Origin of the sequence: Phenylobacterium sp. (assembly GCF_031181185.1) — a bacterium.
Classification (GTDB): Bacteria; Pseudomonadota; Alphaproteobacteria; order Caulobacterales; family Caulobacteraceae; genus Phenylobacterium.
The window spans coordinates 1-21872 of record NZ_JAPSKZ010000032.1 but is presented as its reverse complement, the minus strand read 5'-3'; the positions used below and the strand labels follow the sequence as shown (position 1 = coordinate 21872).

The following is a 21872-nucleotide window of genomic DNA, read 5'->3' as shown; positions in this document are numbered from 1 at the left end:
ACGCGACCTACTCGGCCGGCCGGGTGGCCGCCGTGCGCCCGCTCAGCCGCGCCAGGGCGTCGGCCGCCAGGACGCTCAACGAGCGCAGGCCGTGCTCGGCGAAGACGTCCAGGGCCGCGTCCAGCGCCAGCGCCGCCGAGGCGCGCTCGCCGCGGTCGACGCCGGTCATGTCCAGGCGGGTCTCGTACAGCCGCGCCAGGTGCAGCTGGGCCAGCGCCCAACCCACGGGGTCCTTGCGCGCCGATTTCGCCGCCAGCTCCATCTTCATGGCCGCCTCGGCCGCGTCCAGAACGGCCATGTCGCCGGTGAGCTCGGCCGAACGGGCCAGGCAGACGGCCCGCGCGCTGGCCGCCACGCCGCGGAGCGGCAGGGCCGGAGCGTCGCGCAGCACCAGGCCGGCGCGGTCGTAGCAGCTAACGGCCTGTTCGAAGGCGCGGGCGTCGCCGGCGGCCTCGCCCAGCGACTGCAGCGCCTGGGCCAGGGCGACCTGGGTGCGGGCCCAGTCCAGCGGGCTGTGATCGCGGGTCAGGTGGTCCACGGCGTCGGCGAGCCGCGCCGCGCCCGAGGCGATGGCGTCGATGTCCCCGGTAGTCTCGCCCAGCAGGGCCAGCGCCTGGCCGTGGGCGATCTCGGCCCGGGCCCAGGTCAGCGGCTCGTAGGCGGCGTCCAGGCGCTGGGCCGCAGCGGCGGCTTCGGCCACCGCTTCGCGCAGCAGGCTCTCGTCCTTCAGACGCGCGCCCCAGCCGCACAGCAGATCGGCGCGCGCCAAGCGGGCTTCCGCCGCCAGCGGCCGCACCGAGGTGACGCGGCGCGCCTGATTGTCCAGGGCCATGATCGGCGCCGAGAACGCCTGGCAGGCCTCGCGCGCCGCTTCGGCGTCGCCCTTGTCCAGCTGGCGGCGCGCCTGGATGGAGGCCAGGCCCGCGTCGGCCAGCGGCGCGGCCACGCCGCCGCGGACGGCGGCGCGCACCTCGCGGAAGGCGACCTCGGCCGCGGCGTCCAGACCCGGATCACCGAACAGCTCGGCGCCCAGGAGCGCGCAGAACGCCTGCTCGCAACGCGCCCGCGCCCACCCTTCCAGGCGGCGCTCGGCCTCGAAGCCGGCGGCGGCGGTCTCGGCGATGGCGGCGGCCTTGCGCAGGGCCGCGGCGTCGCCCGTGCGGCGGGCGAGTTCGCGCCAGGCGATCGCCGCTTCGAGGCGGCGCGCCGGCTTGTCCTTGGCGCCCATGCGGCCCGCGGCCACGTCGGCGGCGCGGGCTTCGTCCGAGAGAAGCTTGAGGTCCAGCAGCTCCAGCAGCGCGGCGTCGCCACGGCTGAGCGTGGCATCCTCCGCCGGCTTGCGCTCGACGGCGAACAACCGCTTCAGCTCGCGTCCCAGCTCGAACATGGCCCCGCTCCGGCCCGCCGGGCGGCGTCCCACGATGGAACGGTCCGCGAGGGCCCTGAACGCGTGCAGCAAAGCCGGAGCCGGTCGCTTTAACAATCCCTTAACTTCTGCGGTATGGTTAACGAAACGTTGCCATCCACAGTAAAGCCTCGCCTGGGGACAAGTTCCTCAGGACTGCAGGGTCAGGCGCGTTCCTTGGCCCGGTGGAACGCCACCTTCGGGAAGCGCTCGGTCACGTAGCCGATCTCCCACGCCGACTTGCCCAGGAAGACCGGCTGGTCGTCGATGTCCACCGCCATCGCCGTCCGGTGCTTGCCGGCGAAATCCTCCAGGTCGGCCTTGTCGCCCGATAACCAGCGCGCCTCGGCATAGGGGCTGGGCTCGAAGATCACTTCCAGCTGGTACTCGTTGGCCAGGCGGTCGGCCATGACCTCGAACTGCAGCTGCCCCACCGCGCCCACGATGAAGTCGGCGCCGAGGGTCGGCCGGAAGAGCTGGGTGACGCCCTCCTCGGCCAGGCTCTCCAGCGCCTTCTTCAGGTGCTTGGCCTTCAGCGGGTCCTTCACGCGCACGCGCTGCAGGATTTCAGGCGCGAAGTTCGGCAGGCCGGCGAACCGGAGCGTCCCGCTCTCGGACAGGCTGTCGCCCACCCGCAGCACGCCGTGGTTCGGGATGCCGATCACGTCGCCGGCGTAGGCGTCCTCGGCCAGCTCCCGGTCCGAGGCGAAGAACATGGTCGGAGCATTCACGCTCAGCTGTTTGCCGGTGTTCTGCACCTTCAGCTTCATGCCGCGCTGGAAGCGCCCCGAGCACAGCTTCAGGAAGGCGATCCGATCGCGGTGGTTGGGGTCCATGTTAGCCTGGACCTTGAACACGAAGCCCGAGACTTCCTTCTCGCTGGGCTCGACCTTGGCCTCGGCCCCGCCCTTCGTGGCCGGCACCGCCTTCGGCGGCGGGGCGTATTCGCCGATCACCGCCAGCAGCTGGTCGACGCCGAAGTGGCGCAGCGCCGAGCCGAAGATCACCGGCGTCATGTGGCCTTCCAGGAACGACTGCCGGTCGAAGGGCTTGGAAGCCTCCTGCACCAGGGCCGCGCCCTCCTCGACCTCGGCCAGCTCGGCCTCGTCGAGGAACGCCGCCACCGAGTTGCCGCCCAGCGGCACCGGGTCGGGGTGGCCGTCCTGCTGGTCGCTGGGCTTGGAGAACGGGATAAAGCGCTTGCCCTCCAGGTCCAGCATGCCCTTGAACCGTCCGCCCGAGCCCGCCGGCCAGTAGAGCGGCGCAGGGTCCAGGGCCAGCTTCGAGGCGATCTCGTCCAGGATCTCGATGGGGTCCAGCGCCTCCCGGTCCATCTTGTTGATGAACGTCACGATCGGGATGTCGCGCAGGCGGCACACCTCGAAGAGCTTCAGCGTCTGCGGCTCGATGCCCTTGGCCGCGTCCAGCACCATCACCGCCGCGTCGGCCGCCGTCAGGGTCCGGTAGGTGTCTTCCGAGAAGTCCTCGTGCCCCGGCGTGTCCAGCAGGTTGAACATCTTGCCGTCGTGGTCGAACGTCATGACCGAGGCCGAGACGGAGATGCCCCGCTCGCGCTCGATCTTCATCCAGTCCGACCGGGTGCGCCGGTTCTCGCCGCGGGCGCGCACGGCCCCGGCCGCACGGATCGCGCCGCCGGCCAGCAGCAGGTGCTCGGTCAGGGTCGTCTTGCCCGCGTCCGGGTGGGAGATGATCGCGAAGGTCCGGCGGCGGCCGGCCTCGGCGGCGAGGGAGGTGCTCATGGGGGCGCGCTTATAGCCGCCGTCTGCCGGCTTTGCAGGAAAATCGATGTCGCGGCCTTGAAAGCGGCGCCGTCGGGTCTCATCTCATCGTTGCGGGCCGGGCCCCTCTGGCGATTGCGCGAGACGCGATCGTGATGTCGGACCGCATCGGGTGTGCTCGATGCATATGGGTCCGGTCGTCCCCCCACTTCCGTCCCCTGCGTCGAGCCCCCGAACAACACCCCAAGCAGCCCAACTCGGGGCGGCGGCTCCCCACGCCGCCCCGACTCTTTCAGGCCCGCGCCTTCAGGCCGGCGGGCGGATCTGCTCGAAGGTGCACTGCCGCGGGGCCTTGTCGGGCCGCCAGCGGACCAGCTTGGTCCCGTGCCGGAACCGTCCGCCGGTCACCTGGTCGTAGCGGACTTCCGCCACCAGCTCGGGTTTGAGCGCCACCCATTCGCCGGTCCGCTCGGTGCTCCATCGGCTGGGCCCGCCCGGCGCGTCGCCCGTGAAGCCCTCGCCCTTCAGCGCCTCCAGCCGCTTGGTCAGCTCCGGGCGCTCGGCGTTGGAGATCGTCGCTGTGAAGCCCACGTGGTGCAGCCGCCCGTCGTCGCCGTAGAGGCCCAGCAGCAGCGAGCCGACCTGTTTCGTCCCCTGCTGATAGCGGAAGCCGCCCACGACGCAGTCGGCGGTGCGGATCTTCTTGATCTTCAGCATCGCCCGCTCGCCCGGGACGTAGGGGCCGTCGATCCGCTTGGCGACCACGCCATCCAGCACGAAGCCCGCCTCGTCCAGCCAGCGGCAGGCCTGGTCGCGATCCTCGGTGTAGGGCGACAGCCGCACCGCCGGCGCGCCCTTCAACCGCTTGAAGAAGGCCTCCAGTTCCTGCCGCCGACTCGAGAGCGGCGCCTCGACGAGCGAGCGGCCCTTGCCGTCCATCAGGCAGTCGAACAGCGTCAGGCTCGCGGGCTGCTCGGCCGCCAGCTTCCGAACCCGGCTTTCCGCGGGATGCAGCCGCAGCTGCAGCGCCTCGAACGAGAGCCGTCCGCCCACCTCGATCGTGAGCTCGCCGTCGACGACGAACCGGTCGACGGGCAGGGCCTTCAGCGCGGCCACCACGTCGGGGAAGAACCGGTCCAGCGGCTTGCCAGACTTGGCCCGCAGCGCCACCTCGTCGCCTGCCCGGAAGGCGAGGCACCGGAAGCCGTCCCATTTCGGCTCGAAGCGCCAGTCGGGCTCGCGGGGAACCTCCTCCACCAGCTTCGCCTCCATGGGCGGCAGGTCGAGCGGGACGGGCAGGTGGGCGAGCTTGGGCACGCCTCAGGAGCGTCAGGCGCGCTCCACCGGTTCCACCAGGAAGTGCCGCCCCTGGCGGTCCTCGATCTCCACCACCCAGACGTCGGGGTCGATCCTCACCGCGCGCTCGATGTAGCGGTCCAGGTCGGGCTCCTGCTCGGAGGCGGCCGGCTGCATCCACACCCGCTCGCCGTCGCCTCGGGTGGCCTCGGAATAGAGCCGCGCCGTCCCGTCCGATCGGTTCAGCACCTTGACCAGCACCGCGCCGGCGCGCGGGTCGCCCTTGCGGGCGACCACGGCGAAGCCGCCGCCCAGTTCGACGCGGCGGATGAGGGCGCCGACCCAGATGTCGGTGGACAGCAGCATGGGGCGACCATGCCCCGCGCGCTAACCGAACTTCAACACCCCAGCCTTAAGGGTGCCCGCGAAAGCCCGGCGAAAGACAGGGCTGCAAGACGAAAGTCGGTGGATGCGGGATACGCGCAGAAAAGCGCGGCCGGCGTCTCGGTGGTTGGGGTTGGCGGGCGCGGCTGTGGTCGCAAGCCCGGGCGTCGCCAAGGCGGACGCCCTCAATCTCTTCTTCGAGCGGACCGTGCTGCAGGCGGCGGACGAACGCTGCGGGCTGCTCGCGCCTGACGTGGGCGCCGCGCTGGCGGCCGGCGCGGCCCAGGCCCGGGGCGCGGCCCTGCGCCAGGGCATGAGCGAACGCGCCATGAAATCCCTCGAGGTCCGGGCCCGCGCGCGCGCCGCCGACCTGAAGTGCTGGTCGGCTGAACTGACCCAGTCGGCGCGCCAGATCGAGAGCGCCTACAAGGGCTACGCCCGCATCACCCGCATGACCTACCCGGGCGACCGCGCCGCCTGGCGCGCCGACCGGACGCTGGCCCGCGAAGCCCGCTGGCGGCTGTCGCAGGAGGCCCGCTTCGGCCGCGACCGCATGATCTTCGGCCTGGCCGGCAAGGCCGCGCCCGGCGCCCTGCTGGCGGTCGCCAACTTCGCCGACGGCGCCCAGCCGTATGGCGCGCGCCTGGTGCTGCGGGACTCGGGCCGTACGCTCGGCCCCTACCTGCCCGGCGGCGCCCAGACGCTGTCCTCCCGGATGCCGCCGCAGAGCGGGCTGAGGGCCTATCTGGCCGAGGCGCGCAGCCCCGCCGGCGCCGACCTCCTGCCCAAGGAGACGCGCCAGGGCTGGGCCTTCCGTTTCCCGGCCGAGAGCGTCCGTATGCTGGCCGGCCTCGACCCCCGCGAGGCCGTGGCGGTGCAGTTCCTTTTCCCGGGCGACCGGGTCCGGACGGCCTATGTGGAAGTCGGCGACTTCGCCGCCGGCCGCGCCTTCGTGCAGATCGCCGCCCGCTAGGGTTTCGCTTCAGCCGCCGCGGCCGGCGCGTCCTGGATCAGGACCGGCATGCGGACGGCCACCGTCGTCCCCTCGCCCACCGCGCTCTCGATGGTCATCTCGCCGCCGTGCAGCGCCGCGAAGGCGCGGACCAGCGACAGGCCAAGGCCCGAGCCCGCCGCCCGCTGCTCGGCGTCGCCCGCCTGTTCGAACGGCCGCCCCAGGCGCTCCAGGTCGGTGGGCGCGATGCCGACGCCGGAGTCGGTCACCACCAGCTCCAGCATGTCGCCCGCCGCCTGGGCCGTGACGGTCACCGACCCGCCGCGGGGCGTGAACTTCAGGGCGTTGGAGATCAGGTTCAGGGTGATCTGCTTCAGCGCGCGCCGGTCCGCGTCGGCCTCCAGCGGATCGGCCGGCAGCACCCCGCGCAGGGTCACGCCCGCCCGCTCGGCTTGGCCGCGCATCAGGCGCAGCACCGCGGTCACCGCGTCGCGGACGTCGAACTCCTCGCGCGCCAGCTCGAACCGCTCGGCCTCGATCTTCGACATGTCCAGCACGTCGTTGATCAACTCCAGCAGGTGGCTGCCGCTCTCGTGGATCAGCTCGGCGTATTCGGTGTAGCGGTCGGCCATCGGGCCGAACAGCCGCTGCCGCATGATGTCCGAGAAGCCCATGATGGCATTCAGCGGCGTCCGCAGCTCATGGCTCATATTGGCCAGGAACCGGCTCTTGCCGGCGTTCTGCTGCTCGGCCGAGGCCAGGGCCTTCTGCAGCTCCTGCTCACGGGCGCGCTGCGGGCGGGCGTCGCGCACGGCGGCCGCCAGCCGGTTCGCGGTCAGACGCTTCAGGCTCAGCTCGAGCCAGCCGTTCGGATCGTGGGCCGGGACGAAGAACACCTCGGCCGAGCCGTCGCGGCCGGCCACATGCAGCGCCTCGTCCACCGCCAGCTTGTCGTCGAGCGCGACCAGATCGCCAAACTGCCCGTCCCTCAGGCGGCGCGGCTGGACGCCGGTCAGGTCGGCGCCGAAGGCGTTCAGGATCCGCCCGCCGGGATAGAGGGTCAGCAGCAGCTGTGGCTGGTGGTCCAGCGCCTCGCGCAGCTCCAGCTCCTCGGCCTCGCGCTGCCGCGCCTCGCGGGCGAAGGCGCCTTGGAGGCCGATCAGCCCGGCGGCGAGACCCACCGTCGTGGTCAGGGCCGCCGTCAGGCTGAGCCAGCCGGCGCTCGCCTCGGCCGCCTGCGGCAGGGGCAGCAGCGCCGCGCCGAGCGCCGCCAGCGCGGTCGCGCCCACCGAGGCCGCGGCGCCCAGCGCCAGCAGCCGGGGCTTGCGGAAGGCGGTCGCGGCAGCCATCGGCGCCAGGCACCAGGCGGCGAGCGGACCGCCGGGGCCGCCGGTCATCTGCACGGCGACGCAGGCGGCGAGCGCCCAGACGAGGATGGCGATGCTGCGGCCCGCGCCGCCCAGGCCCGAAAGCAGCGCCCCGAACGCCGCGGCCGCGACGACCGTGGCTATGGCCGCGATCTCCACGCCGGGTTGCAGCAGGCCCAGCCCGACCAGGGCCGCGCCGGCGCCGAGCACGGGCAGGCCGAACAGCACATGCCACGCCTGGGCGAAGCGCGGTTCGCGGCGGCGGCGCTTGGCCGGGGATGTCGGGCGGACGTAGGGCAACGGCGCGGTCAGGCCTTTCCCGGTGGACGTGGCGCGGAGCTTAGCCACCCGCCGCGGTGGCGGGTAGGGCGCTCGCGTCGCAGGCGATCCTGCGCGCCCGCCGGATAAGGAAATCGTAAGCGCGGGGCGCCACTGTGACCGTCCACGCACGCAAGGCCCCCGGCCCCTTCATGCCCCCAGCGGCTCATCTCCGACCTGCCCAGACCCGGCCGCGGGCGCGGCGCGACAGCGCGCTCGACGCGCAGAAGCGGTCGTTCCTCAGGATGGCCAGCCACGAGCTGCGCACGCCGCTCAATTCGATCCTCGGCTTCTCGGAGATTCTCACAGCGGAACTCTACGGCCCTCTCGGGGCTCCGCAGTACAAGGAATATGCCGAGATCATCCGCGGCAGCGGGCAGAAGCTGCTGAATCTTGTGAATCAGGTGTTGGAGATCGCGCGCCTCGAAGCCAACGCCATGGACTTCGACCTGCGTCCCGAGCCGCTCGAGCCCGCGCTGGACGACGTGCTGGCCAGCCTCGAGGCCGACCTTTCCGGGCTGAAGGTGGAGATCACGGGCCGTGGCGAGCTTCCCGCCGTCGTCGCCGACTCCCGCGGCCTGCGGACCGTCCTCTTCCATCTCCTGCAGAACGCGGCCGCCTTCTCGCCCGAAGGCGGGACGGTTTTCGTCCGCGCCCAGCGCCTGGGCCGCGGCGTCGAGATCGTCATCCGCGACGAAGGCCAAGGCGTCGACCCGGCCGCCCTGCCGCGTCTGATGGGGCCCTTCGAGCAGGGCGAGAACGCCCTGACGCGCCGCGGCGAGGGCGCCGGCCTCGGCCTTACCATCGCCGACCTGACCTGCAAGGCCATGGGCGGGCGCCTGACGCTCGCGTCGAAGCCCGGCAAGGGCCTGACCGCCGGCGTGCGCCTCCCCATCGGCTGATGCCGGTTGCGCCCGGCTCCCGGGGTCCTTAAGTCGGCCCCGCCATGGCCGCCATCGAAGACGCGCTGAACGAACTCGCGGACGAGTTCGAACTCCTGGGCGACTGGGAGGAGCGCTATCGCTATGTCATCGAGCTCGGCCGCGAGCTCTCGCCCCTGACGGACGCCGAGCGGTCGGACGCCAACAAGGTGCGCGGCTGCGCCAGCCAGGTGTGGCTGGTGACCGAGCCCCAGGCCGACGGGGCGCTGACGTTTCGCGGCGATTCCGACGCCCACATCGTGCGCGGCCTGATCGCGGTTCTGCTGCGGCTCTATTCCGGCCGCTCGCCGGGCGAGATCCTGGCGTTCGACGCCAAGGCCGCGTTCGAGAAGCTGGGCCTCAGCGGCGCCCTGTCCTCGCAGCGGTCGAACGGCCTGGCCTCGATGGTCGCTCGCATCCGGCGCGACGCCGAGCTGGCCCGGGCGGCCTGAACGCCCGGCCGCCTCAGTCGGTCTGCTTCTCGCCCGTGGCCCGCTCGACCGCGAACGCCGCCGAAAAGCCGTGCAGCACCGTGGACATCAGGATCGTGAACGCGGTGATCGCCCAAAGCTGAGCTTCGTTGGTCAGCTCCATGTGGCTGCCGGCGTAGCTGAGATAATAGATCGAGCCCATGCCCCTGACGCCGTAGAACGCGACCACAAGCCGCTCCCGCCGGCGCATGCGCGAGCCTGCGAGCGACAGCAGTCCGGTCGCCGGTCGAACGACGAGGACCAGGGCCGTTGCGATCAGCACGCTTGTCATGTCCAGCGTCTTCATCAGCGCCGGCATGGCTGCGCCTAGCCCGATGAGCAGCATCGCGGTCAGCGCGTGCTCTACCGTCTCCGAGAAATCGTGCAGACGCACGTGGAACGCGTGGTCGGACTCGGTTCGGCGCAGCCTCACGCCAGCGACGAAGGCCGCGATGAAGCCGTAGCCTTCGGCCAGCTCCGTCAAGCCATAGGCGATGAAGACGCCGGCCAGCGCGAACACCCCGGCCTCGGTCTTCGCGAGCGCATTCTCGCGTGGGACATGGAACAGCACCTTGCCCAGCAGCCACCCGACGGCGATCCCGCAGAGCGCGCCCACGACGATGCGGTAGGCCACATCGCGCGCCGCCCACACGCCGAACAGTTCCGGCGTCAGGACGCTCGCCGCGCCGATGGCGAGGCTCAGATGGACGAAGGGGAAGGCCAGCCCGTCGTTCAGCCCCGCTTCCGTGGTCAGCGTGAAGCGGACGGGATGTTCACCGCCTTCGGTCGGGCGCCCGACCTGCACGTCGCCGGCCAGCACAGGGTCGGTGGGCGACAGCACCGAGCCCAGCAGCAGCGCCCCGGCCAAGGTGAGCCCGCCCGCCTGCCAGCCTATGGCGGCCAGGGCGACGATGGTGAGGGGCATCGCGATGGCCAGCAGCCGCACGGTCGGGCCCCATTGCGGCAGGCGCGCAACCTGGTCGATCCGCAGGCCGACGCCAAAGAGGCCCACGATCAGGCAGAGCTCGCTTACGATCTCCCATGGTTTGGGGGCCGAGATCGGGCTGATCGCCTCGGGCATCCCGTCGATCCAGCCGAACAGGAGCCATCCCAGGCCGATCAGCAGGGCCGAGGCGGCAGGCTCGCGGCCCGAGAAGAAGCGGGGCAGCCAATAGGCGAGCACGATCGCGAGGCCGAGGCCGGCCAGCAGCACATGGTAGCTGGAGAATTCGAACACCGCGCGACTCCGCTTGAAGGAGCCATACGTGCGAACGCCTCGGCGGTTCTACGGGCCCGCGGCGCTCAGGCCGCCCGGATGCCGGACTGCACCTGCCCCAGGCCGACGACCGCGTCGTAGCCCAGGATCATGTCCACATCCGTGCCGTTGGACGACAGCGGCAGGCGCAGCCACAGGATCGACAAGTGCGAGGCGCCCCGCCAGGCCAGGTTGTGCACGCCCACGGCCGGCCGGCGCTCGGCGACCAGCTTGTTCAGTTCGCTCTTCCAGTAGTCGCAGGCGGCGGTGTTGTAGACCTCGGCCAGCCGGCGGCCGGTGATCTCGCGTCCGTAGACGTTGTAGAGCCCGGTGCCCGCCAGACGGATGCGGAAGTCGTTCGGCGCGCCCGGCAGGACGTCGATGAGGCTGACGGTCGGCAACAGCCGCTTGAAGCCCGCCGGATCGATGTCGCGGCGGGCGGGGGGCCCGGCGCCTGTGCGCCGGGAGCTCCAGTATGCGAAGAGCTCCTCGTGCGCGCGGATCGCCGCAGCAGGAGCTCCGATCTGCGCCGCCATCAACAGATTCCTTAACAACTACTTGGAATCACGACGAATCACTTATCGCCTGATGCGCGAATCGCGGGCAAGGCCAAAAGATGACGCGGCCTCAAGAAAAACGTTCCAGCTAAACTGAAAACGGAAACGGCCGCCGATGCCGGCGGCCGTCCCAAGTCTGTATAGAGCCCGGTCGGACCGGGTTGGCCCTAGCGCTTCTTGCGCGGAGCCTGGCGGCCGCCCTGGCCCAGGCCCATCTGCTTGGCCAGGTCCGAGCGCGCCTTGGCGTAGTTCGGGGCGACCATCGGATAGTCCTTCGGCAGGCCCCACTTCGCCCGGTACTCTTCCGGGCTCATGTTGTACTTGGTGCGCAGGTGCCGCTTCAGCGACTTGAACTTGCGGCCGTCCTCGAGGCACACGAGGTAATCCGGCGTGATCGAGCGGCGGATCGGAACCGCCGGCTCCTTCGGCTGGGCTTCGACCGCCTCAGCGCCCGACGAGACGCCGGCGAGGGCCCGGTGCACGCTCTGGATCAGCCCGGGCAGATCCGCGGCCGCAACCGTATTGTTGCCCACGTAGGCGGAGACAATGTCCGCCGTCATCTCGATGACTTCCGACTTCTCGTCCATTCTTTCGTTCCGTGAGGGCGCGCGATTGAACGCAGCGCAATTGAATCACTAGAAGTGCTCGCGCTCATTATCGGGAACACGAACCCGAGACAACACGGAAATAGAGCTTATCGAGCCTCCACATGCGAAAATTGATGAGCAGCGTCGCTCAACAATGCAGGGCTATGGCTAAGCGAGTAAGCTGCGGAATTGTAACTGAGCAATCGGTGGCCGTCGTGAACCCGTCGCACCCTGCGGCGCCGCATGTTGATCGCCGCAGCGCCGCAGAACCCGCGTTCTTCTAAAAAATACCAGCCCTTAGCTGAACTTCGGCGACTCCCAGTGGGGCCAGATGTCCGGCAGGTCCTGTGACACGCGATCCGGATAGCGGGGCGGCCGCTTCTCGAGGAACGAGGTGACGCCCTCGCGCGCGTCCGCCGACTTGCCGCGCGCGAGGATGCCCCGGCTGTCGGCTTTGTGCGCCTCCATCGGGTGGGTCGCGCCCGCCATGCGCCAGATCAGCTGGCGGGTGATCGCCACCGAAACCGGCGCGGTGTTGTCGGCGATTTCGCGCGCAATGGCCTTGGCCGCCGGCAGAAGCTCGTCAGGCGCGTGCACCGACCGCACCAGTCCCTTCTCGTGGGCCTCCTGGGCCGGGAAGAGGCGGCCGGTGTAGCACCATTCCAGCGCCGTCTGGACGCCCACCAGCCGGGGCAGGAACCATGACGAGCAGGCCTCGGGATTGATCCCCCGCCTGGCGAACACGAAGCCGTACCGGGCCTCGGTCGAGGCGAGCCGGATATCCATGGCCAGCTGCATGGTCACGCCCACGCCCACCGCCGCGCCGTTGCAGGCGCTGATCACCGGCTTCAGGCTGTCGAAGATGCGCAGGGTCACAAGGCCGCCGCCGTCGCGTTGCACGCCTTCGGGCGCCCGCGCCGCCCGGTCCTCGCCGCCGCGGGCGTCGTAGTCGAAGGTGGCCGCGCCGGCCGACAGATCGGCCCCGGCGCAGAACGCCCGGCCGGCGCCGGTGATGATCACCGCGCGCACCGCGTCGTCGCCGTCGGTCTCGTCGAACACGGCGATCAGGTCCTTCATCATCTGGGTGTTGAAGGCGTTCAGCTTGTCGGGCCGGTTCAGCGTGATCACGGCCACGCCGTCCTCCACGGCGTAGTCCAAGGTCTCGAAGGTGGGCTTGGGCATCGGGCGCTTCCCTCTCTGGCGTCTCTGTCGGCGCGCATTCCGGCCAGCTTGACGGACCGTAGGTCAAGGCCCGCAATCCTTCGGGGAAAACGACAAGCAGAACGGCGGGGCGAACCCGCCTTGGGAGTTAACGCATGCATCCGGCGCACCACGCCAGGACCCAGCCCGACCGCGCCGCCTATGTGATGGCGGCAAGCGGCGAGGCCGTCACCTACCGCCAGCTGGACGAGCGCTCGAACCAGGGGGCCCAGCTCTTCCGCTCGCTAGGCCTGAAGGTGGGCGACGTCATCGCCGTCTTCATGGACAACAATCCGCGGTACTTCGAGATCGCCTGGGCCGCCCAGCGCTCGGGGCTCTACTTCACCTGCATCTCGTCGAAGCTGACCCCCGGCGAGGTGGAGTACATCGTCCAGGACTGCGGGGCGAAGGCCATCATCGTCTCCACGGGCGTGGGGCCTGTGGTCGACGAGCTGCCCGGCGTGCTGAACGGCGTGAAGCTCTACATGGTCGGCGAGGCCCGCGGTCCTTACGAGAGCTTCGAGGCCGCCCGCGCGGCGATGCCGACGACCCCGATCGCCGACGAGACCTCGGGCTCGGACATGCTCTACTCGTCGGGCACCACCGGCCGGCCCAAGGGCGTGAAGCCGCAGCTCACCGGCCTGCCGATCGACAGCCCCAACGCTCTGCAGATGATGGCTCAGGGTCTGTTCGGCTTCAAAGAGGGCTGCACCTACCTCTCGCCCGCGCCGCTTTACCACGCCGCCCCGCTGCGCTGGTGCATGACCGTCCACAAGCTGGGCGGCACGGTCGTGGTGATGGAGAAGTTCGACCCCGAGCAGGCGCTGGCGCTGATCGAGAAGCACCGCTGCGACTGCGGCCAGTTCGTGCCGACCCACTTCGTGCGCATGCTGAAGCTGCCCGAGGAGGTGCGCGCGAAGTACGACGTCAGCTCGATGCAATCGGCGGTCCACGCCGCCGCGCCCTGCCCGGTGCCGGTCAAGGAGCAGATGATCGCCTGGTGGGGTCCGGTGATCTACGAGTACTACGCCGGCACCGAGGGCAACGGCTTCTGCTTCATCACCGCAAACGAGTGGCTGACCCACAAGGGGAGCGTCGGCAAGGCGGTGCTGGGCGAGCTGAAGATCTGCAACGAGGACGGCGACGAGTTGCCGCCCCGGACCGAGGGCCTGGTCTGCTTCGCGAACGGGCCGCCGCTGACCTACCACAACGCGCCTGAGAAGGTCGCTGAGAGCACCAACAAGCACGGCTGGACCACGCTGGGCGACGTGGGCTGGGTCGACGAGGAGGGCTACCTCTACCTCACCGACCGCAAGAGCTTCATGATCATCTCCGGCGGGGTGAACATCTATCCGCAGGAGATCGAGAACCTGCTGGTCACCCACCCGAAGGTGGCCGACGCCGCCGTCGTCGGCGCCCCCGACGAGGAGATGGGCGAGAAGGTCGTGGCCGTGATCCAGCCGCTGGACTGGGACGCCGACCACGAGGCGCTGCGGGCCGAGCTCTTGGCCTACACGCGCTCGAACCTCTCCCACGTGAAGTCCCCGCGCGTGATCGACTTCATGAAGGAGCTGCCGCGGCATCCCACCGGCAAGCTCTACAAGCGCCTGATCCGCGACGCCTACTGGGGCAAGGAAGGCTCGCGGATCGTCTGACCTAGAGCCGGCGGAACATCACCAGCGCGTCGACATAGCCCAACTGCGGGTGGCGGAAGGCCTCGGGCAGCCGTCCGACCTCCTCGAAGCCCAGGCTCTTCCAGAGCCGGACGGCGCGCTCGTTGGTGCTGACCACGAAGTTGAACTGCATGGCGCGGAAGCCGGCCTCCCGCGCCGCCTGCAGCGAGTGCTCGCACATGGCGCGCGCCAGGCCCCGCCCCTGCGCCGCCCCGGCCGTCATGTACCCGCAGTTGGCCACGTGCGATCCGCCGCCGGCCTGGTTGGCGCGCATGTAGTAGGTCCCCAGCACCTGGCCGTCCTCCTCGGCCACGAACACCCGGTGTCCGGGCGAGAACCAGTAGGCGAGCGCCGCCTCGCGGCTCAGGCCTGGGTCCAGCGTGTAGGTCTCCCCCGCCCGGATCACCGGCTCGAGGATGGCCCAGACGGCGTCGTGGTCCTTCGGCTCGGCGGTCCTGATCGGCATGGCGGCTCCTCTCGCGACCTCTGCCATCTAGGGCGCGCGGCCGCCGCCGCAAGCGGCTTCCCCAGCGTCCGGCTTGCCCGCTTGCGGTCAGATGCTAGAGGCTGAGGCTCCATACCGAAGACGCGAGGGAGCGACCGTACATGAACCCGGTGGAGATCAAGGACCTGCCCGGCCTGGTGGGCCAGGAAGTCGGCGTGTCGGACTGGCTGGAGATCACCCAGGAGCGCGTGAACCAGTTCGCCGAGGCGACCGGCGACCACCAGTGGATCCACGTCGACGTCGAGCGGGCCACCCGCGAGATCGGTGGGCCCATCGCCCACGGCTACCTGACGCTGTCGCTGATCCCGTTCCTGAGCCAGGGCCTGATGCCGGTGAAGGGCGTCACCCGCGGCATCAACTACGGCTCGGACAAGGTCCGCTTCACCAACATGGTCCGCGTCGGCAAGCGCGTGCGCCTGCGCCAGAAGCTGATCGGCGCCGAGCCCAAGGCCGGCGGCATGCAGCTCAAGAACGAGTGCACCATCGAGATCGAGGGTGAGGACAAGCCCGCCTGCATCGCCGAGACGATCTCGGTCGTCTACGGCGGCTGATCTAGCGCCGCGCCGTTTCCTCGGCGGAGGCGGCGCGGGCGCCCACCACGGCCCCGCCGCTGGCCACCGTCGAGGGCGCCAGCGGGTTGTGCAGCAGGGCGATGGTCTCGCGCACGTACTTGGCGTGCGTGACGATGCCGATCTCCAGCCGCTCGGAGTTCAGCTCGACCTGCTGGGTCAACAGGCCGGCGATGAAGCCGGGCTCGGCCTTGTCGGCCACCTGGGTCAGCCCACCTGCCGGCTGCGGCTTGCTCACGAACACCGGGCCGCCGGAATTTCCGGGGAACACCGAGAAGTCGAGCAGGAAGGTCGGGAACTGGGTCGCCGGCGCGATCGGGTAAGACGCCACCTTGCCCGAACGCAGGATCGGGAAGCCCGCCTGGTTGGCCGAAAGCCCCCGCGGGAAGCCCAGCGCCATCATCTCGTCGCCGGCCGTGACGTTGTAGCTGCCGAAGGTCTCGTCGGCGGCCAGGTAGTTCAGCGGGATCGCCGCCTTGGCGAAGGCCGGCGGCGCCTTGATCTCCATCACCGCCACGTCGCGGGTCGGGTGATGGGTCCACAGCTCGCCGCCCTTGGCGTCGCGGATCTTCAGCTGCTGGGGCGAGTAGCTCCACGAGCCGTCGGCGTTGGCGATGCGGTAGCCGATGCGCGCGTTGGCGCTCGGCATCTTCTCGAGCACGTGGTTGGCGGTGACGAGGATCGTGCGGGGCTGGCCGCCGGCGCCCGGCGCCGAGATCAGGAATCCCGTGCCGACGGTGCGTGTGCCGTCTCCCAGAGGCTGTTCGAGCTGAACGGTTGCGTGGATCAGCTCGACCGCAAGGTCCATGACCATGGACGGTCCCCGACTAAACTGAAGTTACCCCTCGCGTCTTCTGCGCGATCTCGATGCCCCCAGAGTGAATCAGAGTCAGGGACGGACAACAAGCGAACATCCGCGTGAGCGCCCGCGCCAGAACGACGCGACGTCGCCGTAGGACGGCCTTGAGCCTGCGCGGGCGCCGGCGCATTTAGCCCACCATGACCCTCCCCAAGCCGCCTGCCGCGCCCAAACGCCCGACCACGATCGAACAGCTCGGGCGCACGCGCACCGACGACTACGCCTGGATGAAGGACGACAACTGGCAGCAGGTGCTGCGCGACCCGAAGGTCCTGCGCGCCGATGTCCGCGAGCACCTCGAGGCCGAGAACGCCTACACCAAGGCCGTGCTGGCGGGGACGGAGGAGCTGCAGGCCAGGCTGTTCGCCGAGATGAAGGGGCGCATCAAGGAGGACGACAGCTCGGTCCCCGCGCCGGACGGTCCCTTCGAGTACTACGTCCGCTACGACATGGGCGCCGAGCATCCCATCCATGCGCGGAAGTCCCGCGATGGCGGGCCGGAAGAGGTGCTGATCGACGAGACGAAGCTCGCCGCCGGCAAGGCCTACTTCCACGTGGGCGCCGCCAGCCACAGCCCCGACCACGCCCTCTTCGCCTGGGCCGCCGACGAGCAGGGGTCGGAATACTACCGGATCCACGTCAAGGACCTGGCGACCGGCGAGGAGGTGGGCTCCCCCATCGAGAGCGCCTATGGCGACTTCGCCTTCTCGCCCGACAGCCAGTGGATCTTCTGGATCTGGCGCGACGAGAACGCCCGCCCGGCCAAGGTCTACCGCCGCCCGACGAGAGGCGGCGAGGACGTGCTGGTCTACGAAGAGCACGACGACGGGATGTTCCTCGGCGTCGGCGTGACCGCCGACGACAGCCACATCCTGATCCACGTCGGCAACCAGGAGACCACCGAGCTCTGGCTGATCCCCGCGTCCGACCCGACCGCGGCGCCGGTCGTGGCCGAACCGCGCCGGGTCGGTGTGAAGTACGGCCTCGACCACTGGACCGACCGCTGGGTGATCCGCACCAACGACGACGGCGCCGTCGACTTCAAGCTGTGCGTGTCCGAGGCCCCCGTGCCCGCCAAGTCCACCTGGCGCGACTGGGTGGCCCACGAGCCCGGCCGCTACATCACCGGCTTCGCGGCCTATGCCGGCCACCTGGTCCGCGCCGAGCGGGTCAACGCGCTCGACCGGCTGGTGGTGATGGATCGCGCGGGCGACGAGCACGTCGTGGCCTTCGACGAGGAGGCCTATGCGCTGAACCTCGAGACCGGCTTCGAATACGCCACCACGACGACCCGCTTCGTCTACCAGTCGCCGACCACGCCGCGTCAGTGGTTCGACTACGACATGGCGAGCCGCCAGCGCACCCTGCGCAAGACCCAGGAGGTGCCCTCCGGCCACGATCCGGCCCGCTACGTCGCCCGCCGCCTGACCGCGACGGCTCCCGACGGCGCCGAGGTGCCGATCACGCTCCTGATGCTGAAGGACACGCCGCAGGACGGCTCGGCGCCGGTGCTGCTCTACGGCTACGGCAGCTACGGCCACGCCATGGAGCCCAGCTTCTCGATCCGCAACCTCAGCCTCGTGGACCGCGGCTGGATCTGGGCCGTCGCCCACATCCGCGGCGGCTCGGACAAGGGCTGGGGCTGGTTCCTCGACGGGCGCAAGGAGAAGAAGCCCAACACCTTCACCGACTTCATCGCCTGCGCCGAACACCTGATCTCGGAAGGCTATGCGACGAAGGGGAAGCTCGCGGCCTACGGCGGCTCGGCCGGCGGCATGCTGATGGGCGCGGTCGCCAACCTGCGCCCCGACCTCTGGGGCGCGATCATCGCCGCCGTGCCGTTCGTCGACGTGCTGAACACCATGAGCGACACCACCCTGCCGCTCACCCCGCCCGAGTGGCCCGAGTGGGGCAACCCCATCGAGGACCCGGCCGCCTACGACCTGATCGAAAGCTACAGCCCGTACGACCAGGTGAAGGCCCAGGCCTATCCGCCGATCCTGGCCACCGGCGGCCTCTCGGACCCGCGCGTCACCTACTGGGAGCCCGCCAAGTGGGTCGCCAAACTGCGTGATTTCTCGACGGGCGGCGCCCCGATCCTGCTCAAGATCAACATGGAGGCAGGCCACGGCGGCGCATCTGGCCGTTTCGATTTCCTGAAGGAAATCGCATTGGACTACGCCTTCGCCATCTGGGCTCTCGAAGGATCCTGGAAGTCCGAATGATCGTCCGTCCTGCCGCGCCGCACGACGCCGAGGCGCTCGCCGCCATCTACGGCCATCACGTGCTGCACGGCTTCGGGACATTCGAGATCACGCCCCCGGGCGCCGGCTGGATGGCCGCCAAGCTGGCCGACGTGCAGGGCTACGGCCTGCCCTTCCTGGTCGCCGAGCTGGACGGCCGCGTCGCCGGCTACGCCTACGCCGGACCGTTCCGCCCGCGGCCGGGTTACCGCTTCACCGTGGAAGACAGCGTCTACGTCGCGCCGGACATGCAGGGCCGCGGCGTCGGCCGGGCGGTGCTGTCGGCGGTGCTCCAGGAGTGCGAGGCGCTGGGCCTGCGCCAGGTGATCGCCGTCATCGGGGATTCCGGGAACGCCGGCTCCATCGGCCTGCACCGGGCGCTGGGCTTCCAGGACGCCGGCGTCGGCCGCGGCTTCGGCTTCAAGCACGGCCGCTGGGTCGACGTGGTCTGGATGCAGAAGCCGCTGAACGGCGGCGACGCCACACCGCCCGATGCGCCGGGCATCCGGCTGGGCCAGGCCTGACGGAACACCGCTTGCCCGCGGCCGGTTGAAGCGGCGATGCTGTGACCCGGCGGGGCCTGCGCCCGCGCCGTCCATCGAGTGCGTCAATCGCCTCGGCTAGATAAAATCAATTTTGCTTATGAGCCTGAAGCCACTACCTCAGGCCGCGACTTCAACTGGGAGCAGTCAATGTCTCTGATCAACACCGAGGTTAAGCCGTTCACGGCGCAAGCCTACAAGGACGGCAAGTTCGTGACCGTCAGCGACGCCGACCTGAAGGGCAAGTGGTCGGTCGTCTTCTTCTACCCCGCGGACTTCACCTTCGTCTGCCCGACGGAGCTGGAGGACCTGGCCGACAACTACGACGAGTTCCAGAAGCTCGGCGTCGAGATCTACGCCGTGTCGACCGACACGCACTTCTCGCACAAGGCCTGGCACGACACTTCGCCCGCCATCGGCAAGATCAAGTACACGATGATCGGCGACCCCTCGGGCCTGGTCACCAACAACTTCGGCGTGATGCGTGAGGGCCAGGGCCTGGCCGACCGCGGCACCTTCCTGGTCGACCCGGACGGCGTCATCCAGTTCACGGAAATCACCGCCGAAGGCATCGGCCGCAACGCCGCCGAACTGCTGCGCAAGGTCAAGGCCGCCCAGTACGTCCGCAACCACCCGGGCGAAGTCTGCCCGGCGAAGTGGGAAGAGGGTGAGAAGACGCTCGCCCCGTCGCTGGACCTGGTCGGCAAGATCTAAGCCGAACTGCTCTCCAGGACCGGCGCCGCTCCCTGGGGGCGGCGCCGGTTCGTCTCCTCCTCAGAACACCTCCCGATATTCGACGCCGGAGTTTGCGTATGCTCGACGCCGCCCTGAAGACCCAACTGAAGGCCTACCTCGAGAACGTCCGCGAACCGGTGGAGCTCGTCGCCTCGCTGGACGACGGCCCCAAGTCGCGGGAACTCCTCGAACTGCTGAACGAGATCGCCGAGGCCTCGCCCAAGGTAAGCGTCCGCCAGGGCGGCGACGATGCGCGCAAGCCCTCGTTCGCGATCACCCGGCCGGGCTCCGACATCTCGGTCCGCTTCGCCGGCCTCCCGCTCGGCCACGAATTCACGTCGCTCGTCCTGACCCTGCTGTGGGTCGGCGGCCATCCGCCCAAGGTCGAGCCCGAAGTCATCGAACAGGTGAAGGCGCTGGACGGCGACTTCGCCTTCGAGACCTACTTCTCGCTCTCCTGCCAGAACTGCCCCGACGTGGTGCAGGCGCTGAACCTGATGAGCGTCCTGAACCCGCGCATCCGCTCGACCTCGATCGACGGCGCCCTGTTCCAGGCCGAGGTCGAGCAGCGGCAGATCATGGCCGTGCCGACGGTCCTGCTGAACGGCGAGACCTTCGCCCAAGGGCGCATGACCATCGAGCAGATCCTGGCCAAGATCGACGTGGGCGCCGTCGCCCGCGAGGCCGAGAAGATCAAGGCCAAGGACGCCTTCGACGTGCTGGTGGTGGGCGGCGGCCCGGCCGGCGCCGCGGCGGCCATCTACGCCGCCCGCAAGGGCATCCGCACCGGCGTGGCCGCCGAGCGCTTCGGCGGCCAGGTGCTCGACACCATGGCCATCGAGAACTTCATCTCGGTCCCGCACACCGAAGGTCCCAAGCTGGCCACCGGCCTCGAGCAGCACGTCAAGGACTACGAGGTCGACGTGATGAACGTGCAGCGGGCCGCCAAGCTGATCCCGGCCCGCGAGCCGGGCGGCCTGATCACCGTTGAGCTGGAGAGCGGCGCGTCGCTGAAGTCGCGAACCGTGATCCTCGCCACCGGCGCCCGCTGGCGGCAGATGAACGTCCCGGGCGAGGACGAATACCGCAACAAGGGCGTGGCCTACTGCCCCCACTGCGACGGGCCGCTGTTCAAGGGCAAGCGCGTCGCGGTGATCGGCGGCGGCAATTCGGGCGTCGAGGCGGCCATCGACCTGGCCGGCATCGTGGCTCACGTCACCCTGATCGAGTTCGACAGCCAGCTGCGCGCCGACGCGGTCCTGCAGCGCAAGCTCGCCAGCCTGCCGAACGTCCGCATCGTCACCTCGGCGCTCACCACCGAGGTCAAGGGCGACGGCCAGAAGGTGACCGGCCTGGTCTACAAGGACCGCAACTCGGACGAGGTGCACAACGTCGACCTGGAGGGCGTCTTCGTCCAGATCGGCCTGGTGCCCAACACCGAGTGGCTGAAGGACTCCGTTGCGCTGACCACCCGCGGCGAGATCGAGGTCGACTTCCGCGGCGCGACGTCCGTCCCGGGCGTCTTCGCCGCCGGCGACGCCACCACCACGCCCTACAAGCAGATCGTCATCGCCATGGGCGAAGGCTCCAAGGCCGCGCTGTCGGCGTTCGACTACCTGATCCGCCTGCCCGGACCCGACCAGGCCCAGGCGGCGTAATCGAAGGGGCGCCGCTCTACGCCCCTCGAGAGCGCAACCGCGAGAGGCTAGAAGGGCACGCGTGTTCTGAAGGTCTCCGCCTCGGCGTCGGACGCCATGCGCGGCGTGATCGAGCTTCCGCGCACGCTCGGCGCCTCGGCTGTCCAGCAGTCCTTCATCGCCGCTTCGGCGCTCGACCACCAACTGTTCACACCGGTGACGATCAGCTCGCCGCCCAGGGTGCCCTGAACCGCGTTCTCCGCGGCCGGCCCCCGGAGCGTGACGGACGTGAAGTGTGAGGGTGGGATGCGGTGATCGTCGGCCGTGCCGAACTTGAGCGGCGGCAGGGCGGCGATCGCTTCGACGGTCCGCGCCAATCCGGGGCAGGATCGTCCGTCCACCCAGTCATGGCTCGTGGTCACCTCGTCCCACTCGCGCTGCCGCCTCCAGCGTTCTGCGATCCAGAAGGTGCGCCCCTCGTCTTTCCAGCGCGACAGCAGCGCGATCTCGTTCCGGTCGTACTGCGGAGAGGCCAGCTCCACCCGGACGATATAGGTCGGAAGCAACGGCGCCCCGAGCTGCGCCTGGGCCGCTGACGACGCCAGGGCGAGAAGGCATGTGAGGAGCCATGGATGTCGCATCAGTCTAGGCTAGCTCAC

The 21872-nt window shown here is 70.0% G+C and carries 21 protein-coding genes; 9 read left to right on the top strand and 12 right to left on the bottom strand.

Going from position 1 to position 21872, the window contains the following annotated elements; translation table 11 throughout:
- Positions 1 to 7 precede the first annotated feature (7 nt).
- The 4 genes from RIF93_RS06060 to RIF93_RS06045 form a co-directional block, all read right to left on the bottom strand.
- Positions 8 to 1387 (bottom strand): hypothetical protein, encoded by a 1380-nt coding sequence (locus RIF93_RS06060; protein ID WP_309089442.1) that lies wholly within the window; start codon positions 1385 to 1387, stop codon positions 8 to 10.
- A 182-nt stretch (positions 1388 to 1569) separates the two neighbouring features.
- The gene (locus RIF93_RS06055; RefSeq protein WP_309089440.1) at positions 1570 to 3165 is read right to left on the bottom strand and encodes a peptide chain release factor 3; all 1596 of its coding nucleotides are present in this window, start codon (positions 3163 to 3165) and stop codon (positions 1570 to 1572) included.
- A gap of 285 nt (positions 3166 to 3450) precedes the next feature.
- Positions 3451 to 4461, bottom strand: coding sequence for an ATP-dependent DNA ligase (locus tag RIF93_RS06050; protein WP_309089439.1), 1011 nt, complete (start codon positions 4459 to 4461; stop codon positions 3451 to 3453).
- Between the two features lie 12 nt (positions 4462 to 4473).
- Complete coding sequence (locus RIF93_RS06045) at positions 4474 to 4806, bottom strand: DUF1491 family protein (protein ID WP_309089437.1); 333 nt, start codon at positions 4804 to 4806, stop codon at positions 4474 to 4476.
- Positions 4807 to 4957: 151 nt separating this feature from the next.
- On the opposite strand from RIF93_RS06045, the gene RIF93_RS06040 reads away from it, so the two are divergent.
- Positions 4958 to 5797 (top strand): hypothetical protein, encoded by an 840-nt coding sequence (locus RIF93_RS06040; RefSeq protein ID WP_309089436.1) that lies wholly within the window; start codon positions 4958 to 4960, stop codon positions 5795 to 5797.
- Here the strand turns inward: RIF93_RS06040 and RIF93_RS06035 are convergent.
- On the bottom strand, positions 5794 to 7491 hold the full coding sequence (locus tag RIF93_RS06035) for a HAMP domain-containing sensor histidine kinase (protein WP_309089434.1): 1698 nt from the start codon (positions 7489 to 7491) through the stop codon (positions 5794 to 5796). The two genes, RIF93_RS06040 and RIF93_RS06035, sit on opposite strands and share 4 nt — an antisense overlap.
- 122 nt (positions 7492 to 7613) lie before the next feature.
- On the opposite strand from RIF93_RS06035, the gene RIF93_RS06030 reads away from it, so the two are divergent.
- Both RIF93_RS06030 and RIF93_RS06025 read left to right on the top strand, forming a co-directional pair.
- Positions 7614 to 8363 carry a HAMP domain-containing sensor histidine kinase gene (locus tag RIF93_RS06030; protein ID WP_309089432.1) on the top strand — a complete coding sequence of 250 codons (750 nt, stop codon included), beginning with the start codon at positions 7614 to 7616 and terminating at the stop codon, positions 8361 to 8363.
- A 44-nt stretch (positions 8364 to 8407) separates the two neighbouring features.
- Entirely contained in the window at positions 8408 to 8833 is a 426-nt protein-coding gene (locus RIF93_RS06025) for a SufE family protein (RefSeq protein ID WP_309089430.1), read from the top strand.
- A gap of 13 nt (positions 8834 to 8846) precedes the next feature.
- Here the strand turns inward: RIF93_RS06025 and RIF93_RS06020 are convergent, their stop codons facing one another.
- From RIF93_RS06020 to RIF93_RS06005, 4 genes are all read right to left on the bottom strand, one after another.
- Positions 8847 to 10088: a cation:proton antiporter gene (locus tag RIF93_RS06020; protein ID WP_309089428.1), complete on the bottom strand. Its 1242-nt coding sequence runs from the start codon at positions 10086 to 10088 to the stop codon at positions 8847 to 8849.
- A gap of 65 nt (positions 10089 to 10153) precedes the next feature.
- The gene (locus tag RIF93_RS06015; protein WP_309089426.1) at positions 10154 to 10642 is read right to left on the bottom strand and encodes a PAS domain-containing protein; all 489 of its coding nucleotides are present in this window, start codon (positions 10640 to 10642) and stop codon (positions 10154 to 10156) included.
- Positions 10643 to 10830: 188 nt separating this feature from the next.
- On the bottom strand, positions 10831 to 11250 hold the full coding sequence (locus RIF93_RS06010; protein ID WP_309089424.1) for a MucR family transcriptional regulator: 420 nt from the start codon (positions 11248 to 11250) through the stop codon (positions 10831 to 10833).
- Between the two features lie 297 nt (positions 11251 to 11547).
- Positions 11548 to 12432 (bottom strand): crotonase/enoyl-CoA hydratase family protein, encoded by an 885-nt coding sequence (locus RIF93_RS06005; RefSeq protein WP_309089423.1) that lies wholly within the window; start codon positions 12430 to 12432, stop codon positions 11548 to 11550.
- Positions 12433 to 12566: 134 nt separating this feature from the next.
- On the opposite strand from RIF93_RS06005, the gene RIF93_RS06000 reads away from it, so the two are divergent.
- Positions 12567 to 14105: an acyl-CoA synthetase gene (locus RIF93_RS06000; RefSeq protein ID WP_309089421.1), complete on the top strand. Its 1539-nt coding sequence runs from the start codon at positions 12567 to 12569 to the stop codon at positions 14103 to 14105.
- Position 14106: 1 nt separating this feature from the next.
- Here the strand turns inward: RIF93_RS06000 and RIF93_RS05995 are convergent, their stop codons facing one another.
- Entirely contained in the window at positions 14107 to 14589 is a 483-nt protein-coding gene (locus tag RIF93_RS05995) for an N-acetyltransferase (RefSeq protein ID WP_309089419.1), read from the bottom strand.
- Between the two features lie 140 nt (positions 14590 to 14729).
- Here RIF93_RS05995 and RIF93_RS05990 point away from each other — a divergent pair, with 140 nt between their 5' ends.
- A complete protein-coding gene (locus RIF93_RS05990; RefSeq protein WP_309089417.1) occupies positions 14730 to 15179 on the top strand; it encodes a MaoC family dehydratase in 450 nt (149 codons plus the stop codon).
- Position 15180: 1 nt separating this feature from the next.
- Here the strand turns inward: RIF93_RS05990 and RIF93_RS05985 are convergent, their stop codons facing one another.
- Positions 15181 to 16011, bottom strand: a complete 831-nt coding sequence (locus tag RIF93_RS05985) for a serine protease (RefSeq protein ID WP_309089416.1) — start codon at positions 16009 to 16011, stop codon at positions 15181 to 15183.
- Between the two features lie 185 nt (positions 16012 to 16196).
- Here RIF93_RS05985 and RIF93_RS05980 point away from each other — a divergent pair, with 185 nt between their 5' ends.
- From RIF93_RS05980 to ahpF, 4 genes are all read left to right on the top strand, one after another.
- A complete protein-coding gene (locus RIF93_RS05980) occupies positions 16197 to 18281 on the top strand; it encodes a S9 family peptidase (RefSeq protein ID WP_309089415.1) in 2085 nt (694 codons plus the stop codon).
- Entirely contained in the window at positions 18278 to 18823 is a 546-nt protein-coding gene (locus tag RIF93_RS05975) for an N-acetyltransferase family protein (protein ID WP_309089414.1), read from the top strand. The genes RIF93_RS05980 and RIF93_RS05975 overlap by 4 nt, the downstream gene beginning before the upstream one ends.
- Positions 18824 to 18991: 168 nt before the next feature.
- On the top strand, positions 18992 to 19555 hold the full coding sequence (gene ahpC, locus RIF93_RS05970; RefSeq protein WP_309089412.1) for an alkyl hydroperoxide reductase subunit C: 564 nt from the start codon (positions 18992 to 18994) through the stop codon (positions 19553 to 19555).
- A 98-nt stretch (positions 19556 to 19653) separates the two neighbouring features.
- The gene (ahpF, locus tag RIF93_RS05965; RefSeq protein ID WP_309089410.1) at positions 19654 to 21234 is read left to right on the top strand and encodes an alkyl hydroperoxide reductase subunit F; all 1581 of its coding nucleotides are present in this window, start codon (positions 19654 to 19656) and stop codon (positions 21232 to 21234) included.
- 47 nt (positions 21235 to 21281) lie between these two features.
- On the opposite strand, the gene RIF93_RS05960 is transcribed toward ahpF, so the two are convergent.
- A complete protein-coding gene (locus tag RIF93_RS05960) occupies positions 21282 to 21755 on the bottom strand; it encodes a hypothetical protein (RefSeq protein ID WP_309089408.1) in 474 nt (157 codons plus the stop codon).
- Positions 21756 to 21872 lie beyond the last annotated feature (117 nt).

What these genes read in the sequence shown, in the direction of transcription:
- RIF93_RS06060 (WP_309089442.1), bottom strand. Translation starts at nt 1,387, where the DNA reads ATGTTCGAGCTGGGACGCGAGCTGAAGCGGTTGTTCGCCGTCGAGCGC.
- RIF93_RS06055 (WP_309089440.1), bottom strand. Translation starts at nt 3,165, where the DNA reads ATGAGCACCTCCCTCGCCGCCGAGGCCGGCCGCCGCCGGACCTTCGCG.
- RIF93_RS06045 (WP_309089437.1), bottom strand. Translation starts at nt 4,806, where the DNA reads ATGCTGCTGTCCACCGACATCTGGGTCGGCGCCCTCATCCGCCGCGTC.
- RIF93_RS06030 (WP_309089432.1), top strand. Translation starts at nt 7,614, where the DNA reads ATGCCCCCAGCGGCTCATCTCCGACCTGCCCAGACCCGGCCGCGGGCG.
- RIF93_RS06025 (WP_309089430.1), top strand. Translation starts at nt 8,408, where the DNA reads ATGGCCGCCATCGAAGACGCGCTGAACGAACTCGCGGACGAGTTCGAA.
- RIF93_RS06015 (WP_309089426.1), bottom strand. Translation starts at nt 10,642, where the DNA reads ATGGCGGCGCAGATCGGAGCTCCTGCTGCGGCGATCCGCGCGCACGAG.
- RIF93_RS06010 (WP_309089424.1), bottom strand. Translation starts at nt 11,250, where the DNA reads ATGGACGAGAAGTCGGAAGTCATCGAGATGACGGCGGACATTGTCTCC.
- RIF93_RS06005 (WP_309089423.1), bottom strand. Translation starts at nt 12,432, where the DNA reads ATGCCCAAGCCCACCTTCGAGACCTTGGACTACGCCGTGGAGGACGGC.
- RIF93_RS06000 (WP_309089421.1), top strand. Translation starts at nt 12,567, where the DNA reads ATGCATCCGGCGCACCACGCCAGGACCCAGCCCGACCGCGCCGCCTAT.
- RIF93_RS05995 (WP_309089419.1), bottom strand. Translation starts at nt 14,589, where the DNA reads ATGCCGATCAGGACCGCCGAGCCGAAGGACCACGACGCCGTCTGGGCC.
- RIF93_RS05990 (WP_309089417.1), top strand. Translation starts at nt 14,730, where the DNA reads ATGAACCCGGTGGAGATCAAGGACCTGCCCGGCCTGGTGGGCCAGGAA.
- RIF93_RS05985 (WP_309089416.1), bottom strand. Translation starts at nt 16,011, where the DNA reads ATGGTCATGGACCTTGCGGTCGAGCTGATCCACGCAACCGTTCAGCTC.
- RIF93_RS05980 (WP_309089415.1), top strand. Translation starts at nt 16,197, where the DNA reads ATGACCCTCCCCAAGCCGCCTGCCGCGCCCAAACGCCCGACCACGATC.
- RIF93_RS05975 (WP_309089414.1), top strand. Translation starts at nt 18,278, where the DNA reads ATGATCGTCCGTCCTGCCGCGCCGCACGACGCCGAGGCGCTCGCCGCC.
- ahpC (WP_309089412.1), top strand. Translation starts at nt 18,992, where the DNA reads ATGTCTCTGATCAACACCGAGGTTAAGCCGTTCACGGCGCAAGCCTAC.
- ahpF (WP_309089410.1), top strand. Translation starts at nt 19,654, where the DNA reads ATGCTCGACGCCGCCCTGAAGACCCAACTGAAGGCCTACCTCGAGAAC.